The following is an 18712-nucleotide window of genomic DNA, read 5'->3' on the forward strand; positions in this document are numbered from 1 at the left end:
CTATCCATTTTTTTGTAGGGGTGTAGGTGTTTACAAAAGCGATGGTTCCATCGGGCCCCTCGTCTATCGTTAGGTTTTGAAAGGCAACGGCTCTTTTACTGGGAAGTTCTACAGGGAAAACGTACATCGTATGGCCATTTGCCTTAATCACTTTGATGCTGTCGGTAGCGATGCTGAAACCAAGGTAGGTTTGGTCAGTATGGATGGACATTTTTTTTGACTTCGAGGACAAAGCGGTCATGAACTCCTGCTTTAAACTGCCGAGCGCACTGAGGTTGGCTTTTTTCTGGAACTGGGCCAGGTTGATGATTTCAACTTTTGGGCCGTTTTTATAGTTGAGCATCTCCTTCTTGCGGGCGGGGTCTATTTTTTCCCCGTTGGAGATTTCCTTTTTACAGGAATAAACGAATAGAAATAGCGCAAAAGACATTAGGATTAACCTTAAACTGAATTTTGTAAGGGGGGGGCGTAAATAGTTTCTTCATAGAGCGATGGTTTTCTTAAAGGTAAGAAATTTTTTGCACAAAAAAGCCCCGAGGTCTACTCGAGGCTTTCTATAATTTTTCAATACACTTTTTCGGTGCCCCTCTTTATTCCTAAAGCTTAATCTCTTCGTCTTTTGAGGAGAAGAAATGGAACTCGGTAAGGTTATAAGACGATACCGATTTTACTTTGATGCGCTGGCCGAATTTAAAGGCCCATTTCCATTGTAGGGAAATAAATCCTTTTTTAATGAAGGCGGCAATGTATGGATGAACTGCTAAAGTGATGTTTTTTTCATTTTGCTCTCTTAAAATGTAGGTAAGATTGCTCTCAATATCGTCCATTAAAACGATGCTAGCTTTAATTTCACCAGTACCATCACAGGTTGGACATTTCTCTACCGTAACGATATTCATTTCAGGTCTTACCCGCTGACGCGTAATTTGAACTAATCCGAACTTGCTTGGAGGCAAAATCGTGTGCTTAGCACGGTCTAATAACATCAACTCACGTAAATAATCAAAGAGCATCTTGCGGTTTGCCGGCTTGTGCATATCAATAAAATCGATAACCACTATGCCTCCCATATCTCTAAGCCTTAATTGGCGCGCAATTTCTTTTGCCGCTTCTTTATTAACCTGAAGCGCATTTTCTTCCTGATTTTCCTTACTAGCGGTTCTATTACCGCTATTTACATCGATTACATGTAGCGCTTCGGTATGTTCTACAACCAAATAAGCACCACCAGCTAAATTAACTGTTTTACCAAAAGCATTTTTAATTTGTTTTTCAACGCTAAAATGCTCAAATATTGGTTCTTTATGTTTATAGTGTTTAACAATTTTCTCCATTTCCGGAGAAATTTCATGCACATAAGAACGAATATCTTCGAAAACACCGGGATCATTAACGTAAACGTTAGTAAAGTCGGTGCTTAAAATATCTCTGATTAGGGTAGAAGTACGATCCATCTCTCCCCAAACTCTTTTTGAAGGTTCTGCGTCTGGAAGCTTCTTCATAAAGCTTTCCCATTTTGAAACAGAATCCAACAAATCCTTTTGTAATTCAGCAACGCCTTTGCCCTCTGATACCGTTCTAATAATTACTCCGAAATTTTTAGGCTTAATACTTTCAATAATCTTTTTTAAACGATTACGTTCAGTATTGCTTTTAATCTTTTTGGAAATAGAGATTACATTAGAAAAAGGTACAAGAACAATGTATCTTCCTGCAATAGAAAGATCAGCACTTAGCCTGGGGCCTTTAGTAGAAATAGGTTCTTTAGCAATTTGAACCGGTAGAATCAAATTCTTACCAACAACTTCGGATATTTTACCCGCTTTATTGATATCAGCTTCTAGCTTAAGATTGTCTAATAAAGTTCCATTTACGGTGCCGTTGCGCTTAATTTTTGTAAGCTTTATTAAAGATTGAACTTGAGGACCTAAATCAAAATAATGCAAAAATGCATCTTTTTCATAACCTACATCAACGAACGCAGCATTTAACCCAGGCATAATTTTTTTAATACGGCCTAAATAAATGTCGCCTACGGCGTAATTGTTATTCGTAATTTCCTTATGAAGTTCTACAAGTTGTTTGTCTTCAATTAAAGCTATGGTTACTCCCGTAGGAGTTGAATCGATTATTAATTCCTTTACCAAAAGCTACAGATTTTAAGGTACTGCTACCTTATTTACACATGGACCAAAAAACATTGAATCCAAAAATAAATGCACCATTGATGAAGCATTTATTTTTGTTCAATACAAGATAGGGAAGCCTATTTTTTCTTGTGTCTGTTTTTTCTTAAACGTTTTTTACGTTTGTGCGTAGCCATTTTATGTCTTTTTCTTTTTTTACCGCTTGGCATAATTTTAAGTTTTTAATGTTTTTTATTAATTCTGTTAATTAACGTTTATTCTTTAACTCAGCTACCTTTTTATCTATAAAATTAGATATCGTAGGGCTGGCTGCTAATTTTTTGCTAGTTGAATAAGCGTCTATTGCTTCTGTATTCTTCCCTAAACTCTCATAAGCTGTTCCCAGATAAAAATAGGCTTCTGGAGTTGCTTTGATAGTTTCGATAATATTTTTGAAACGAGTGATCGCCTTGTCGAACTGACCTGATTTTATAGCGAACACACCTAAATTCATGTTTGCCTTTAAATTTTTTGGATCTTTCTCCACTACTTCACGTAACATCATGATCCCCTCCATTGGAGCACCCATTCCATTTACGATGGTAACGCCTAAACCAGTTTTAGCCTCCGTATTTGTAGAGTCTAAAGCCATGGCTTCCATAAATGAAGCATTTGCTTTTTGCAACATTATTGGTCGCACTAAGCTGTCGGCTGTGTTATCAAAGCCCTTTAAAAAGCGTGTGCCAGCCGCTAACCAGTTAGTTAAAACAGGCTCATTTTTTGCAACAACTTCTAAATACATCGCACTTGGTATTGCTTGCTCCACATCATCCCATTTCTGGGCAAGTTGCTTCGCTTGTTCAAGTTGCGCTTTACCAGAAGCGTTTTTGTAAGTGCTCTCTAATGCCAAAATCTCTTTGGCAATAGCGCTGCTTATAAAATCCCTGCCAATAGCTGATGCATCTTCTATGCTAAATGAGACCGTATTATTAGATTCGACTGCAGTCTTCTGCCCTGCGGGCATTTGTTTAGATTCTTCCTTCGGCTTAATTAAGCCTTTAACGTCTCTTGTAAACAAAAATCCAACAAGAACCACCATGGTGGTAATTATAATAACTTGCTTTGAACGGACACTGTTTAACATGATAAGTATATATTAAGCTTCTGCTTTAGTTTTTTTAGAGTTGTTTTTAACTTTGTCGACAAATACTTTTGCTGGTTTAAAACTTGGAACAAAATGTTCTGGGATAATGATCGCCGTGTTCTTAGAGATATTTCTAGCAGTTTTCTGTGCTCTCTTTTTAACAACAAAACTACCAAAACCTCGTACGTAAACATTTTCGCCGCCAATCATGCTGTTTTTGATCACTTTGAAAAATGCTTCAACGGTTTCTTGTACGTCTACTTTTTCAATTCCTGTCTTTGTTGATATTTCTGAAATAATATCTGCCTTAGTCATATTTTCTATTTATTAAATTATTGTATGTTATAATTATAACTGTTTTGGGGTTGCAAAAGTATTGCTTTTTAATGAGATAGGAAAATAAAAGTTGATTTATTTACAATTGGACTCATCATTTAATTGCAAGTTTTAATAGAATGAGATTGTATGCCGTATAAAAGGCAATTATTTTCTACACAATTAATATGATTACATTGTATTTTTGAACTCATGAGTTTTCAGAAAGCAATCGTAACATGGTATCAAATTAATAAAAGAGAACTTCCCTGGCGCAGTACAACCGACGCTTACGTGATTTGGTTATCGGAAATTATTTTGCAACAAACCAGGGTAGAGCAGGGATTGCCTTACTTTCATAAGTTTCTGCTGAATTTCCCCACCGTTAGGGATTTTGCCAATGCCAATGAAGATGAGGTGCTTAAACTTTGGCAAGGTCTAGGCTATTATTCCCGAGGGAGAAATATGCTGTTTACAGCACAACAGATCGTAGCAGAATACAATGGGATATTTCCTGTAAAGTATAGCCAACTGATTAAATTAAAAGGTATTGGTGACTATACCGCTGCCGCCATCTCTTCCTTTGCCGCAAATGAATCTAAGGCAGTGGTAGATGGAAATGTTTTTAGGGTTTTGTCGAGGTACTTTGGAATTAACGTGCCAATTAACAGTAATGCCGGGAAGAAGTTGTTTTCAAAACTTGCCCAGGAGCTTATAGTAGGACAAGTGCCCGCCGTTTATAACCAGGCAATAATGGAATTTGGTGCGTTGCAATGTAAGCCTAAACCCGGTTGCGAAACATGTCCTATCGCACAGAATTGTAGCGCTTTGATTAATCAACAAGTAAATGTTTTGCCGGTTAAGTTGAAGCTCGTGAAGGTAAAGGAACGATGGCTAAATTACCTGGTAGCATCTAGTGGGGAGTATATTCTAATTAAGCAACGTCAATCTGGCGATGTTTGGCAAAAGTTGTATGATTTCCCGGTAATCGAGACCTCAAGGGCAATAAACTCTACAGATCCGCACTTTGTAGGTCAAGTGAAGGCACTGTTTGGTGAGGAGGTTATAATCCGCCCTGTATGCCAAAAAAGACATTTGTTGACACACCAAATTATATACGTGCATTTTTTTGTTTTAGAAAATTATATGATTAACTTTAATCAGCATGCAGATATTAAATCGGTATTGGTGGATGATTTCAAGTCTTTGCCACACCCTAAGGTAATTAGCGATTTTACTGAAATGTATTTATAAAACTAATCAAATATTTATGTCTGGTATTAACAAAGTTATTTTGGTTGGGCATTTGGGTAAAGACCCAGAGGTTCGCCATTTAGATGGAGGGGTAACCGTTGCAAGTTTCCCATTAGCCACTTCCGAAACGTACAACAAAGATGGAAAAAGAGTAGAACAAACAGAATGGCATAATATTGTACTTTGGAGAGGGCTCGCAGAAGTAGCCTCAAAATATCTCCAAAAAGGAAAGTTGGTGTATATTGAAGGAAAATTACGAACTCGATCTTTCGAGGATAAAGAGAAAGTAAAAAAATATGTAACCGAAGTGGTAGCGGAAAACTTTACCATGTTAGGCCGGAAAAGTGATTTTGAGAATACGCCAGTGAGTACAGGAACTCCAAAAAGCGAAGAAGATTTCGTAAGCCCGGTTGACGAGACAGGCGATTTGCCTTTTTAAAATAAAAAAGCCCCAATGGGCTTTTTTATTTATTCTACCGTAACCGACTTCGCCAAATTCCGTGGTTGATCTACGTTACAACCCCTCAATACCGCAATGTGATAGGAGAGGAGCTGCAAAGGAATAGTCGCTAAAAGCGGTAAAAATGCTTCGCTAGCATCAGGAATCTCAATGCAATAATCGGCCATCTTTCTTACCTCCACATCTCCCTCTGTTACAATTGCCAAAACAATACCTTTTCTTGCCTTAACTTCCTGAATATTGCTAATTACCTTTTCATAAGACGAGTTTTTGGTGGCAATAACTACGACAGGCATTTCTTCATCAATTAATGCAATTGGCCCGTGTTTCATTTCTGCTGCCGGATAACCCTCTGCATGGATATAAGAAATTTCTTTAAGCTTAAGCGCCCCTTCTAAAGCCACAGGGAAACCACTACCGCGACCTAAAAATAAACAATTCCTGGAGTCTTTGAATTTCTCAGAAATACCTTTAATCATTTCATTAGATTCTAAAGCTATTTTGATCTTATCAGGAATACAATCTAATTCGGTCAGTAATTCTATGAGTTTAGAATTGGTAATGGTGCCTTTCTGCTGAGCCATATAAAAAGCCATTAAGGTTAAAACAGTTACCTGTGCAGTAAATGCTTTGGTTGATGCTACACCTATTTCTGGCCCTGCATGTGTATACACACCGGCGTGGGTAATTCTGGGAATTGAAGCTCCCACCACATTACATACCCCAAAAATAGTTGCTCCTTTTTCTTTAGCCATTTCTATGGCAGCCATGGTATCAGCCGTTTCTCCCGATTGGGAAATTGCAATGACCACATCTTTTTCTGTGATGATCGGATTTCTATACCTGAATTCAGAAGCATATTCGACCTCAACTGGAATACGTGCATATTCTTCAATTAAATATTCCCCAACTAAACCGGCATGCCATGATGTGCCACAGGCAACAATAATAATGCGATCAATATTCTTGAGCTTATCTACAAACTCTTTAATGCCACCCAACTGCACCATACCCTCTTCAGGATAAATCCTCCCTCTCATGCAGTCTCTAATGGAACGGGGCTGCTCATAAATCTCCTTCAGCATAAAATGCTCATAGCCCCCTTTTTCGAGCATTTCAAGTTTTAACTCTAATTCTTGGATATATGGAGTTTGGATAACGTTATCTAAACGTTTAATTAATAATTCATCACGCTTTAAAAACGCAATTTCATTATCGTTTAAGTAAATTACATTTTTTGTGTATTCGATAATAGGGGTTGCATCAGAGGCTATGAAATATTCGCCTTTTCCTACGCCAATCACCATCGGACTACCTTTTCGCGCTGCAATTAACTGATCTGGATTATCTTGATCCATAATTACAATGGCATATGCTCCATTCACCTCATTTAACGCTACTCTTACTGCTTCTAAAAGATCAATCTCCCCGTTTTTGTAAACTTCTTCAATTAAATGAATTAATACCTCGGTGTCGGTATCACTGTTAAAAATATGGCCTCTATTTAACAGCTCTTCTTTTAATGTAGCGTAATTTTCTATTATTCCATTATGAATAATAGAAAGACGACCGTTATTCGATGTATGTGGGTGTGAATTTCTGTCTGACGGGGCTCCGTGTGTAGCCCAGCGGGTATGGCCCATTCCAATAGTGCCCGAAAGATTTTTTCCATCTGCAAAATTCTCTAGTTCCTGAACCTTCCCGGCTTTTTTGTAGATGTTTAAATCTTGATCATCTATTAGGGCAATCCCCGCACTATCATACCCTCTATATTCTAGTCTTTTTAAACCTTTTATTACGATTGGCCAAGCATCGCGAAAACCAATATAGCCTACAATTCCACACATAGTTAATTTTTAAATAAAAAAAATAAGTCGCCCAAAAATATTTCTTTTGAACGACTTATGCAAACGTTTGTGTAGCCTTATTTTAACTAATTTACCTTAGTATAATAGATGTTTAATTTCATCACATTATCGCCAGCAGAAGCATTCTTTTTATAGGCTCCAATTACTACTCTTGAAGCGCTGCTTAAGGAAGGGTTAATGGAAAACTCATTTCTTGGAATCGGGCCAATGAAAGTGCCGTAGTCCTTAGTTTTTTTGGAAACAAGATTCTGGACATAAGCTGTCACGTTGAAGACATATTGTTTCTTGGTTGAATCAAAATAACCCCCAATGGCTTCCGTCTCTCCACCATACACCTCTACGGCTTTTCTTTGCTCTGCTATATCATAACGATATAACGCAAGTCGGGGTGCAGTTTCAAAAGGCTTAATATCAGTTCCTGCACTTACATCAATAACAAGTTCGGCTTTGTTAACCACAATATTGCCTGTAGTTGTACTGAACTTCTCTAAAGTTGGAAAAGAAATCTTATTTCTCAACCCAGCTAAGGGTTGTAAATAAGTTACCAAATACTGTTGGTTTGGATTGTCTAATTGGGTTTGAACAGGTGTGCCGGTGTAAGTATGCTTAATAGTAGCGCCTGCTAAATTAACTGGCCCTATACTGGTGTTTTCTCCCATAGGGAAGTTAATATTCACCGTGTCTATTAAGGCGGCGGTTGTGCCTTGTTTTTTATAATATAATGACAAATTAGAGTTCGTAGACGCCAAGTCAATAAACATCATAGCCCCATTGCCTGAGAGCCCGGTAGGATTTACACTTACATGCAGGCCTTTAAACAGGTTTTTAAAAGTAAGATTATTCTTCAGGTCTGATGCCGCTAGACTAACGATATTTTCTGTAATAAAGGCATTGTCAAGTCTTATTCTAATTTGGGGGCTAACCGATTTTAATGTGTCTTTACCACCAGTTACAAGATCAGTCACTTTGAATTTAGTAGTCGGGAAAAGACGCCCGGTTTTGGTGCCTACCAACTGGTTATTGTGAGGATATACCTTTGTACTCAGAAATTTTTCATCACTCGCAAAATTATCAGTGAGTTGATGAACATCAATTGTATAGGTATGGGTGCTATCTCCATAAAATTCGCCGCCGTAATTTAAAACCAAAACAGCTGAATCAAGTGTAGGATTGGTGCCGAATGTATGCGTAGTGGAAGGAATACCAACCGACATAGCCAAGCTTGATTCTGTTCTTCCAAAAATGGGATCGTTTAAAATACCAAGTGGATGTCTTGCTAAACCCGCTGTTGAGGTTACATCATCCATCATAGTGCGCGAAGTAACCGTAAGTGTATCAACTAAGGTGCCTTCCACGGCACTGTTAGGGTCTATTTCAAGACCAATGGTAGAGGCATTCTCGCATGAAGCGAAAAGAAAAAGACTTATCAACAAGGTTAATAAGTCTAGTTTTATAAATTTCATATTTGTGTTTTATGCTACTGAAATCAATTCTTCACTAGAAATCTCTTCATAAAAACTGAAGTAATTCTCGTAATTTTCGGTTAAATTAAAAGCTAAAGTTGGCTTATTAGAATCTTTAACAAAATTTAACACATCGTTATCAACTTTTTCATCAGCAATCACAATAGCATCGGCGTAGGTTATTGCACCCGTATGCAGGCTGTTACAGTCTGCATTAACAAATGCTTTCGTGTCTTCATTATTCATGCCCTGCATCACTGCCTTTTTATGAAGGTCGGCATTTAATTGCTCAGTAAAACAATTCTCATAAACAGAGTAAACAACTTTGGCATTCTTAAAAGTAGGGTCGTTTTTATAAGTTGTTTTAATGTAAGCAGGCACCAAAGATGTCATCCACCCATGGCAATGAACAATGTCAGGAGCCCAACCTAATTTCTTAACAGTCTCTAAAGCGCCTTTGCAGAAGAAAATAGTTCTTTCATCATTGTCTGCGTAAAACTTATTTTCTTTGTCTCTGAAAACATATTTGCGCTGAAAGTAATCTTCATTATCTAAAAAATACACCTGCATGCGTGCAGAAGGAATTGAGGCAACTTTGATGATTAATGGATTATCGTTGTCATCAATAATAATGTTCATCCCCGATAAGCGAATTACTTCGTGCAATCTGTTCCTGCGCTCATTGATGTTTCCAAAGCGTGGCATTAAGATGCGGATTTCAAATCCTTTTTCTTGCATTGCTTGAGGTAATTGACGGGTAATTTCTGAAATTTTAGTTAGTTCGAGGAAAGGCGACATCTCGTGTGTAACAATCAGTAGCTTCGTTTTTGCCATCTCCATATTCAATATTAAATTATGTTAATTTAAAGATTATCAAGGTGCAAAGGTACGAATAATATTAATAATTATCAATAACTTGTGCAATAGGCTTTGTAAGTTTTAGATAATTGTTCAACTTTGCGCCTTTTATAATTCTAGTTAATTTGGAAATCGTTCACACCATATCAGCATTAAAAATGCTGTTGATGCCTTTAAAAAAGGGTAAAAGTAAAGTTGCCCTTGTCCCAACAATGGGTGCACTTCATAAAGGTCATCTATCTTTGATAAAAATTGCACAACAAGAGGCCGAAATAGTTGTTTGTAGCATTTTTGTCAACCCTACTCAATTTACCGATCCAAAGGATTTAGAGAAGTATCCTAGACCCTTAGAACACGATATTAAGATGTTAAACGATGCTGGATGTAACATCGTATTTATGCCTACCGTTAAGGAAATGTATCCTTTATTCCCAAAACCAGAAAAATGGCACATCGATTTGGGACCCGCAGAGTTTTTACTTGAAGGCGAGTTTAGAAAGGGCCATTATCAAGGAGTAACGCAGATTGTGAAGAAGCTGTTCGATGCGGTAAATCCCGACATCGCATTTTTTGGACAAAAGGATTTTCAACAGGTGTTGATGATTAAGAACATGGTAAATGTATTTGATCTGCCGTTAGAGATTATTTCTTGCCCAATCATTAGAGAAGAAGACGGACTAGCTATGAGCTCGCGAAATATTCATTTGTCGGCTACCGACAGAAAGAATGCCCTGGTATTAAACAAGGCCCTAACTTATACAAAAGATCATTTTAACAAACTTAGCATCTCCGAGTTATTGTCACACGCCAAAGCTATGATAAATAATACACCAGGGGTTGAACTTGATTATTTTACCATAGCAGATGAAAGCACTTTATTGCCTATTACGAATAAGGACGTTAAGAATAGTGTAGCATTGGTAGCGGCAAAAGTAGGGGACACTAGGCTGATTGATAATATGCTTTTGTAGTATATAGTACTTAGTATATAGTATTTAGATTGGGTGCAAAGGTTTACAGCATAATAGATTAAATCTTTTTTATATAATCCCAAAATCATATTAAGACATGTTATCTAAGTACTAAGTACTAAATACTAACTACTTTTACTAACTTTGCGCCATGATTATCGAGCTTCTAAAATCGAAAATACACCGTGTTAAAGTAACACAGGCAGAATTAAATTATGTGGGCAGTATCACTATTGATGAAGATCTATTAGATGCTGCAAATATTATCCCAAACGAAAAAGTCCAGATCGTTAATAACAACAACGGCGAAAGGTTCGAAACTTACGCAATAAAAGGAGAGCGTGGTACCGGTACAGTTTGTCTAAATGGTGCAACCGCGAGAAAAGTTCAAGTGGGTGATATTTTAATTATCATGTCCTTTGGCTCTTTACCAATGGAAGAGGCTAAAAAGTATAAACCCATTTTGGTTTTTCCTGATGATAATAATAGGCTGCTTAAGTAAATCTTCTTAATTAGCTCTATTTTCTTCGTCGCTCTTTTTGCTTTCTCTTGCTTTGTAAGTTGAACTCCCAAAATTATAAGTTAAACTAAACACGAGTCGCTGGCTTGCAAAGTAATGATAAAAATCATTATTAAACATCGTTTTATCTCTGAAGATAAGCCTTCTTTTGATGTTGTCAAATGCGTCATAAAGTGTAAGCTTCGTATTTATTTTATTCTTTAACCAGGTTTTTTGAAGCCCAAAGTCAATCCCATACACAGGTTTCATAATGTAAAGCCCATTCCCACTTTTTGATTCATAAGTATAACTGATGTCCAGTAACCAATTCTTTAGACTGAAAACTTGACTGCCATTAAGCGTATAGTTATAGATGGGTATTTGATAAATGTTCCCAAAATAAGGCCTTAGTTCCCTGTTGTAATACAAGCCAGCATTGTTGTTCATGCGCCACCATTTGTTAACTGTAATTGGCAAGCTCATCAGGATGTTGGCAAAATCTCGATAAGGGATGTTTCGACCTAAAAAAATCAACTCGTTCGTCTCCGGATTGTATTCGGGATAGCGCTCCATGGGGTCAGTCTCCCTACCAGCATTTAAGGTTATGTTTAGTGCTTTCTTACTGAAAGATAAGGCTAGAAGGTTTGTTGTAGAAGGTTGTAAATAGGGATTGCCTATCCAATAGTGACGTGGACTGTAATAAAAACGGAAAGGATTTAGTGCTGAAAAGGTTGGCCTTGTCAACCGTCTGCTGTAACTGAACGTAAGCTGCTCATCTTTGTTAATCGCATAAGTTACGCTCAAGCTCGGCAACCACTTCAAGTAACTTCTTTCGGTAATCGTGTTAGTGGTAATGGAATTAGCCTCTGTATCAGTATGCTCTGCTCTTAAACTCAAACGATAATTAAATTTATTCCAATTGCCAATATATGACAGATAACCAGCCGCAATATATTCTTGATATCGAAATTGATTGCTGCGCCTGGAATCTAAACTAAACACAGCATTGCCTAATGTATCATAACGAAGATCGTTTTGAGTGGAAGAATAGGCAAATTTACCGCCGAATTCTAGTTTGCCTAGACCCATATTTTGAACATAATCTGCTTGAGCCACCCGGATTAAGATATTGTTTCTCGACCTAGTCTTCCAATAATTGAGCAAGGTATCAGTTAAATCATTGCGATTCTGGATATCTTCAGTCTGCCTATTATCAACTTGAGCAACAGCAGCAATTAAATGAAGTTCACTATTTTTAAACACTGCATCGTAATTGAGGCCACCAGCATAATTGTGCTGCTTCGGGAAGGCATCGTTGTTGCTTTTAATAAGCCCAACTGTATTACTTAAATCGGGGGTTTGAGTAATTAGCAAATTGCGTGAGGTGGCATTTCGGTCTATTTGGAAGTTTCGTATAAAAGCTTCCATGATTTGGCCTTTTCTAAGCTGATAAGAGATCTTTGCCTGTACATTGTAATTCTGATTTGCTGTAGCTGTCCGTGTGTCGGTAGTCATGGCATTCGCATCGGGCAAGTATTGCAGGGCATGATATTTGTAAAATGTGCTTCCTGTAGTATAACCTAGTTTTAAATCGTAGATAAAACGGTTTGCTTTGTAAACGAGCGATAAATTATTGTCCAGTAAGCTATAATTGTTCCGTTGAAAACGGCCGTTGTAAGTTCCTCTTAAGCCTAAAGATTGATGTCTCTTCAACTGTACATCAATAATACCTTGGTATTCGCCATCGTATTTTGAAGATGGGTGGGTAATCATTTCGATTGATTCGACCATGTCGGGCGAGAGGCTGCTTAGATAAATCTGGATCTCGTCACTTTTCATGTTAGCAGGCCTTCCATCAACAAACAAAGTAGGGGTTGCCCTGCTGGCTAATTGCATTGTGCCATCTTGGTTAACCTGCAAGCCAGGAAGTTTTTTGAAAACGTCTAACAAATTGGAGGCGGACTTAAAAAATGTATTATTTGCAACACCAATTTTAAGCTGCCCATTTTGCGTACGGAAGTTCGGGGTTCCCCCTGATATCGTAACTTCACTTAATAAATTTAGGTCTTCTGTTAGGACGACATCTCCAAGCGTTATTGTTTGCAGACTATTATTGTCAACGGAAACATTGCGGGTATTTTTTTGATAGCCGATTAAGGAAAAGGATAAAGAGTATTTTCCTTTCGTTATGTTTTTTAACTCGAAGTTGCCGATAGAATCACTCGTTAATCTTTTAACCAGAGTAGTGTCTTGTTGATCAGTCAACATGATACCTACATAAGGTAGGCTACCTTTCTGATCTACGATCCTTCCTTTAAGAAGGGTTTGCGAATAAGCGTTTAGGCTTAATGTTAGTAAAGAGAAAATGAATAGAAATCGTCTATTGAACATATACATGGGTTTTTGAATATCCCAAATGTATTTAGCCTAGCTATCGAAGAGGTTTTGATTTTTAAAATCAGGAGTTCGGAATTATAAATTCAGACTTACAGATTCTTTATAAAGCGTTGGTGTTGTATTTTTAAGTTTTCTGAAAGCAGTATAGAAGGTAGATTTAGAGTTGAACCCAACTTCGTAACCAATAGCTTCTAGTTTAAGTGCATTATCATTTGCAATCATGTTGCAAGCTTCGTTTATTCGGTATTCATTGATGTACATAGCAAAGCTTTTATTCAAGTTGTCGTTAAGTAGCTGCGAAAGTTGATGCCCAGAAATATTAATTTTTTTTGCGAGATCATTTAGCTTGAGATCAGGGTTTTTATAAAGTTCTTGCGTTGAAATTATTTTCTGTAGTTTGTCAGTTAATATTAATGCTTGTTCAGTGTTAATTTTCTTGTTCGCATATCGAGTTAAGTCAACGTTGTCTGAAAAGATTGTAATCTCTTTTCTACGATTCATAAACAGCGGAATATTTAGATACAAAATAAGGGTGAAAAATAACGCACCTCCGATATAAAAGCCTCTCAAAAAACCAAAAAAGACAACTAAATAGGCAATAAAAATAATCAAGTTACCTATAAAGATAGATAGTATCGACTTTTCATTTGAGGATAGTTTTTCAGCAGGTTGAAAGAATTTAATAAGTATAGCTCTGAGGAGCCATCCAGATAGAAAAACATAAGCAGCCCACTGAGTATAAATTATATGAACAATGTAATTGTTCCAAGCATTAGGATTGGTTTTATACGGAAAAACAAAACCGATTAGCCCAATTATTACGATCCAGAACCAATAGGTCCGTTTCCAATTTACAGGTGTGGTGTGATTTTGATTTAAAGCGGCTTTAGTAAAATAATATAGCGAGGGACCGATTAAGAAGCATGCCGATAGGCCTAGTTGAAGGTATATGCGAGGTAGTTCTGGATAAAAATAGGAGAAGATTGCTTTGGTGATTCTGGTAGCGATCGCTAAAATCAAAAGGCCTAGAAAATAAGATGCAGCCGATTTCGATTTTTTGAAGAATAACAGATATATACTAATGATTAGCCCATTAAATACACCTAAGGCACTGAAGAAAAAAATAATTTGTTGGCCTTGGTTCATTTAGCAAAAATAACAATATAGTTAACAGAAAGTGTAAAAAAATTACTATGGTTGCATAGTAATTTGAATAGAAATACTAAATTTGGCAATCTAACCATTTTTAAAATATAATTATGTTGTTTGAATTAAGTGAAGAACAATTAATGATTCAGCAGGCTGCAAGAGATTTCGCGCAATTGGAATTAAAGCCTGGTGTGATTGAGCGAGATGAACATCAAAAATTTCCTGCCGAGCAAGTTAAGAAACTTGGAGAATTAGGTTTTCTAGGAATGATGGTTGATCCGAAATACAATGGCAGTGGTATGGATGCTGTTTCATATGTTTTGGTGATGGAAGAATTATCGAAGGTTGATGCTTCTACTTCTGTAGTGGTATCTGTTAATAATTCCCTAGTATGTTATGGTTTAGAAGCCTACGGTAATGAGGCTCAGAAAGAGAAATATTTAAAGCCATTAGCAAGTGGTGAGAAGATTGGTGCTTTTTGTCTCTCAGAACCGGAAGCTGGCTCTGATGCAACCTCGCAGCAAACTACCGCTGAAGACATGGGAGACCATTACTTGTTAAATGGAACAAAAAATTGGATTACAAATGGCAGTACAGCTAGTACTTACTTAGTGATTGCCCAAACAAATAAAGCACTCAGGCATAAAGGAATTAATGCATTTATTGTAGAGAAGGATACACCAGGGTTTACAATTGGCCCCAAAGAGAATAAATTAGGTATTCGGGGTTCCGATACACATTCTTTAATGTTTAGTGATGTTAAAGTGCCTAAAGAGAATCGCATTGGTGGAGATGGTTTTGGTTTTAAATTCGCCATGAAAACGTTAGAGGGTGGCAGGATTGGTATCGCTGCTCAAGCACTTGGTATTGCTGCGGGGGCTTACGAATTAGCATTAGCCTATGCTAAGGAAAGAAAATCATTTGGCAAACCAATTGCGGAGCATCAAGCCATTGCCTTTAAATTGGCCGACATGGCAACTCAAATTGAGGCTGCAAGAATGTTAGTTTATAAGGCAGCATGGTTAAAAGATCAAGGTTTGCCTTATGTTTTAGCAGGTTCGATGGCTAAGCTTTTTGCTAGCAAGGCAGCAATGGATATTACAGTAGAAGCTGTTCAGGTGCATGGAGGTTATGGATTTGTGAAAGAGTACCATGTAGAAAGAATGATGCGTGACGCAAAAATCACGCAGATCTATGAGGGCACTTCAGAAATACAAAAAATGGTAATTAGTAGAAGTATTTTAGGTAGTATATAGTAATTAGTATATAGTAGTTAGAGATAGCGCTTTAGGTATTATGTATAAACGCCCAATCAGGGTACTAAGTACTAAAAATTAATCTTTTTTAACCCCAAATATCGCATCCAGTACCATCTTTATCACCGCAACAACAATCGCTAAAATAGCAGCGGCTAAAAAGCCCGTGGTGTTAAAGCCGTCCATTAAATGATCAACTAAAAGGATCATCAGCACGGTAATAACAAATGAGATTAAACCTAGGGTTAGTACATTTAATGGAAATGTAAAAATTCTTAAGATTAAACCGATAGTTGCATTCGCTATTGCTATCAATACGGCGGCAATAATTGCACTTAGATACCCATCAACTTGAACCCCTGGTATAATGTATGCTCCGATGAGCATAGCTAAACCCATTAATAAAATTTCGACTATTGTTTTCATATGCTTAATTTAGTTAAATGTTTAAATACAAGTTATACCTTTATTTTGTTTTAAGTGGTCTATTGTTGGCTTGTAACACGCAAGACGCTACGCCTTTATCCATCCGGTTTTCGGCTGATAGCTCATCCATTCTTGTTTCGAGCATTGAGCCAGCTGCTTTATTACAGCTTAAAAATAACATAAAAACTGATACTATGTATCAAAAAATATTGTCTGTTTTAGAGACTCCTGCGGACGATGATTCGACAAGTATGGAGCGCGAATGGCCAGGCAAGTTAATCATGCAAGGAGAAAATCTGGTCTTTAGGCCAGATAGTCCTTTTGTGAAAGGAAAGACCTATTTAGTAGAGACTATGCTCAATACCCAGTTTGCAGGAAGTGGAGATGTTACGCGGTCTGAAATAGGACATCAAATAAAAAAACAGCAGAAAATGCTAAAATATCCAAAATAATAGTGTATTTTAGTGTTTCCCTGCCCATCTAGTATCTTTCCAGTAGAGTTGTTCGGTTGTCGTTCCATACAGCGTTGGGCTATGCCTGCACGCTGCCTGCGTTACCCATGGGTTTACCGTGCATCGAGGCACAGCTTAGGCACGGCTTATGCACAGCTAATGCACGGCTGATGCACGGAAATATAGAGCGATACTCGAACAATAGTTAGTCGATTAATTGATTAATCCTAAAAACTTTAGTACAATTTAATTTTTTTTCGTACATTTGCACGGTAATAGAGGAAGAAGAGGGGACAGAGTCCCCTCTTTTATTTTACAAGATTTTAGGATATGCAAGTAGAAAAAAGAGTTGTAGCGCTTGTAGAGGAGAAAATTGCTGACCGCCCCGAGTTATTTTTAGTAGAGGTTAAGTTATTGCCTAATCATAAGCTAATTATTCATGTTGATGGTGATGAAGGCATAAGCATCCAAGATTGTGCGGCCATTAGCAGGCATGTTGGTTTTCATTTAGAAGAAGAAAACTTAATAGAAAAAGCTTATAATTTGGAAGTTTCGTCTCCCGGAGTGGGTGAGCCCCTTAAGTTAGTTAGGCAGTATAAAAAAAATATTGGCAGAGACGTAAGCGTTAAATTGACAAGCGGCGAAAAAATGGAAGGTGAATTGTTGGCTGTTGACGAGCAGGGCATCGTGGTTGAAGCCCAAGTGAAAGAAAAAGGAAAAAAAGCTCAATTGGTAGAAACCCCCATTGAGTTTAATAATATAGTAGAAACAAAGGTTTTAATTTCATTTAAATAACAAATGAGCAATATTAATTTAATCGATTCATTTCAAGAGTTTAAAGAATTCAAGAATATCGACCGCCCTACAGTAATTAGTGTGCTGGAAGAGGTATTTCGCAGTATGTTGCGTAAAAAATATGGAACAGACGAGAACTGTGACGTAATTGTAAATCCTGATAATGGGGATTTGGAGATTTGGCGTACCAGAAAAGTAATGGAAGACGGGTTTTCTGAAGATGATGATCTGGAGATTGAACTTGCTGAAGTAAAGCAACTAGATCCGGATATGGAAGTTGGCGACGACTACATTGAGCAAATTACTTTAGAAAGTTTTGGGCGTAGAGCAATTTTAGCTGCTCGTCAGACCTTAGTTTCGAAAGTATTGGAATTAGAAAAAGATGAGATCTTTAAGAAATACAAAGATAGAGTTGGCGAGATTGTTACGGGTGAAGTTTATCAGGTTTGGAAAAAAGAAACTTTGGTATTAGACGACGAAGGAAACGAGTTGATGATGCCTAAAACGGAGCAAATCCCTGCAGACTATTTCAAGAAAGGTGATTCGGTACGGGCGGTAATTTCTAAGGTTGACATGGTAAATGCAACGCCAAAAATCATTATCTCGAGAATTGCGCCTGAATTCTTACAACGCTTATTCGAAATCGAAGTTCCTGAAATTTTTGATGGACTAATCACCATTAAGAAAATTGTTCGTGAACCAGGAGAGCGTGCTAAGGTAGCCGTTGAATCGTATGATGATAGAATTGATCCAGTTGGTGCTTGTGTGGGAATGAAGGGATCTCGCATCCACGGAATTGTGAGAGAGCTTAAAAATGAAAATATTGATGTAATTAATTTTACCAATAATATTTCATTGTACATTCAACGTGCGTTGAGCCCTGCTAAAATTACGTCGATTAAATTAGATGATGCCACCAAACATGCTTCAGTTTATTTGAAACCAGATCAGGTTTCGTTAGCGATTGGACGAGGTGGACATAACATTAAATTGGCAGGTAAATTGACAGGATATGAAATCGATGTTTATCGCGAGGCTGGAGAAGAAGATGAAGATGTAGATATCGAAGAGTTCTCAGACGAAATCGATAGCTGGATTATTGATGAATTAAAAGCTATTGGTTGCGATACTGCAAAAAGTGTTTTAGCTTTATCTGTTGATGAGCTGGTAAAACGGACCGATTTAGAAGAAGAAACCATTAAAGAGGTGATTAGCATTTTGCAATCAGAATTTGAATAAACGTTCTATGCTTGAATAAATAAGAATAAACGTTACTTTT

18 protein-coding genes are annotated in these 18712 nt (G+C 37.3%); 8 read left to right on the forward strand and 10 right to left on the reverse strand.

Annotation, left to right across the window (positions count from 1 at the left end; translation table 11 throughout):
* From BM207_RS13365 to BM207_RS13380, 4 genes are all read right to left on the reverse strand, one after another.
* Positions 1 to 430: hypothetical protein (locus BM207_RS13365; RefSeq protein WP_143095957.1), on the reverse strand; the 430-nt coding region annotated here is incomplete at its 3' end.
* A 166-nt stretch (positions 431 to 596) separates the two neighbouring features.
* On the reverse strand, positions 597 to 2147 hold the full coding sequence (locus tag BM207_RS13370) for an Rne/Rng family ribonuclease (RefSeq protein ID WP_090995076.1): 1551 nt from the start codon (positions 2145 to 2147) through the stop codon (positions 597 to 599).
* Between the two features lie 247 nt (positions 2148 to 2394).
* Positions 2395 to 3270: a tetratricopeptide repeat protein gene (locus tag BM207_RS13375; protein WP_090995079.1), complete on the reverse strand. Its 876-nt coding sequence runs from the start codon at positions 3268 to 3270 to the stop codon at positions 2395 to 2397.
* A 12-nt stretch (positions 3271 to 3282) separates the two neighbouring features.
* Entirely contained in the window at positions 3283 to 3585 is a 303-nt protein-coding gene (locus tag BM207_RS13380; RefSeq protein WP_090995082.1) for an HU family DNA-binding protein, read from the reverse strand.
* Between the two features lie 213 nt (positions 3586 to 3798).
* On the opposite strand from BM207_RS13380, the gene mutY reads away from it, so the two are divergent.
* The gene (mutY, locus tag BM207_RS13385) at positions 3799 to 4839 is read left to right on the forward strand and encodes an A/G-specific adenine glycosylase (protein WP_090995086.1); all 1041 of its coding nucleotides are present in this window, start codon (positions 3799 to 3801) and stop codon (positions 4837 to 4839) included.
* Between the two features lie 16 nt (positions 4840 to 4855).
* Positions 4856 to 5278, forward strand: a complete 423-nt coding sequence (locus BM207_RS13390; RefSeq protein ID WP_090995089.1) for a single-stranded DNA-binding protein — start codon at positions 4856 to 4858, stop codon at positions 5276 to 5278.
* 29 nt (positions 5279 to 5307) lie between these two features.
* On the opposite strand, the gene glmS is transcribed toward BM207_RS13390, so the two are convergent.
* From glmS to BM207_RS13405, 3 genes are all read right to left on the reverse strand, one after another.
* Positions 5308 to 7146, reverse strand: coding sequence for a glutamine--fructose-6-phosphate transaminase (isomerizing) (gene glmS / locus BM207_RS13395; RefSeq protein ID WP_090995093.1), 1839 nt, complete (start codon positions 7144 to 7146; stop codon positions 5308 to 5310).
* Positions 7147 to 7232: 86 nt separating this feature from the next.
* Entirely contained in the window at positions 7233 to 8630 is a 1398-nt protein-coding gene (locus BM207_RS13400) for a DUF4270 domain-containing protein (protein ID WP_090995096.1), read from the reverse strand.
* 9 nt (positions 8631 to 8639) lie between these two features.
* Positions 8640 to 9464, reverse strand: a complete 825-nt coding sequence (locus BM207_RS13405) for a glycogen/starch synthase (RefSeq protein WP_090995706.1) — start codon at positions 9462 to 9464, stop codon at positions 8640 to 8642.
* A 149-nt stretch (positions 9465 to 9613) separates the two neighbouring features.
* Here BM207_RS13405 and panC point away from each other — a divergent pair, with 149 nt between their 5' ends.
* Positions 9614 to 10459: a pantoate--beta-alanine ligase gene (gene panC / locus BM207_RS13410; RefSeq protein WP_090995099.1), complete on the forward strand. Its 846-nt coding sequence runs from the start codon at positions 9614 to 9616 to the stop codon at positions 10457 to 10459.
* 151 nt (positions 10460 to 10610) lie between these two features.
* Positions 10611 to 10961 carry an aspartate 1-decarboxylase gene (gene panD / locus BM207_RS13415; protein WP_090995101.1) on the forward strand — a complete coding sequence of 117 codons (351 nt, stop codon included), beginning with the start codon at positions 10611 to 10613 and terminating at the stop codon, positions 10959 to 10961.
* A 6-nt stretch (positions 10962 to 10967) separates the two neighbouring features.
* On the opposite strand, the gene BM207_RS13420 is transcribed toward panD, so the two are convergent.
* Positions 10968 to 13349, reverse strand: a complete 2382-nt coding sequence (locus BM207_RS13420; RefSeq protein WP_177217123.1) for an outer membrane beta-barrel protein — start codon at positions 13347 to 13349, stop codon at positions 10968 to 10970.
* A gap of 81 nt (positions 13350 to 13430) precedes the next feature.
* Positions 13431 to 14501: a helix-turn-helix domain-containing protein gene (locus BM207_RS13425; protein WP_090995107.1), complete on the reverse strand. Its 1071-nt coding sequence runs from the start codon at positions 14499 to 14501 to the stop codon at positions 13431 to 13433.
* 113 nt (positions 14502 to 14614) lie between these two features.
* Here BM207_RS13425 and BM207_RS13430 point away from each other — a divergent pair, with 113 nt between their 5' ends.
* Entirely contained in the window at positions 14615 to 15760 is a 1146-nt protein-coding gene (locus BM207_RS13430) for an acyl-CoA dehydrogenase (RefSeq protein ID WP_090995110.1), read from the forward strand.
* Positions 15761 to 15838: 78 nt separating this feature from the next.
* On the opposite strand, the gene BM207_RS13435 is transcribed toward BM207_RS13430, so the two are convergent.
* Positions 15839 to 16186 (reverse strand): phage holin family protein, encoded by a 348-nt coding sequence (locus BM207_RS13435; RefSeq protein ID WP_090995113.1) that lies wholly within the window; start codon positions 16184 to 16186, stop codon positions 15839 to 15841.
* Positions 16187 to 16203: 17 nt separating this feature from the next.
* On the opposite strand from BM207_RS13435, the gene BM207_RS13440 reads away from it, so the two are divergent.
* From BM207_RS13440 to nusA, 3 genes are all read left to right on the forward strand, one after another.
* Positions 16204 to 16638 carry a hypothetical protein gene (locus tag BM207_RS13440; protein WP_090995117.1) on the forward strand — a complete coding sequence of 145 codons (435 nt, stop codon included), beginning with the start codon at positions 16204 to 16206 and terminating at the stop codon, positions 16636 to 16638.
* Between the two features lie 330 nt (positions 16639 to 16968).
* A complete protein-coding gene (rimP, locus tag BM207_RS13445) occupies positions 16969 to 17433 on the forward strand; it encodes a ribosome assembly cofactor RimP (protein WP_090995120.1) in 465 nt (154 codons plus the stop codon).
* A gap of 3 nt (positions 17434 to 17436) precedes the next feature.
* Positions 17437 to 18672, forward strand: coding sequence for a transcription termination factor NusA (gene nusA / locus BM207_RS13450; protein WP_090995130.1), 1236 nt, complete (start codon positions 17437 to 17439; stop codon positions 18670 to 18672).
* Positions 18673 to 18712 lie beyond the last annotated feature (40 nt).

The organism is Pedobacter insulae, from assembly GCF_900113525.1.
In the GTDB taxonomy this organism is placed as follows: Bacteria; Bacteroidota; Bacteroidia; order Sphingobacteriales; family Sphingobacteriaceae; genus Pedobacter; species Pedobacter insulae.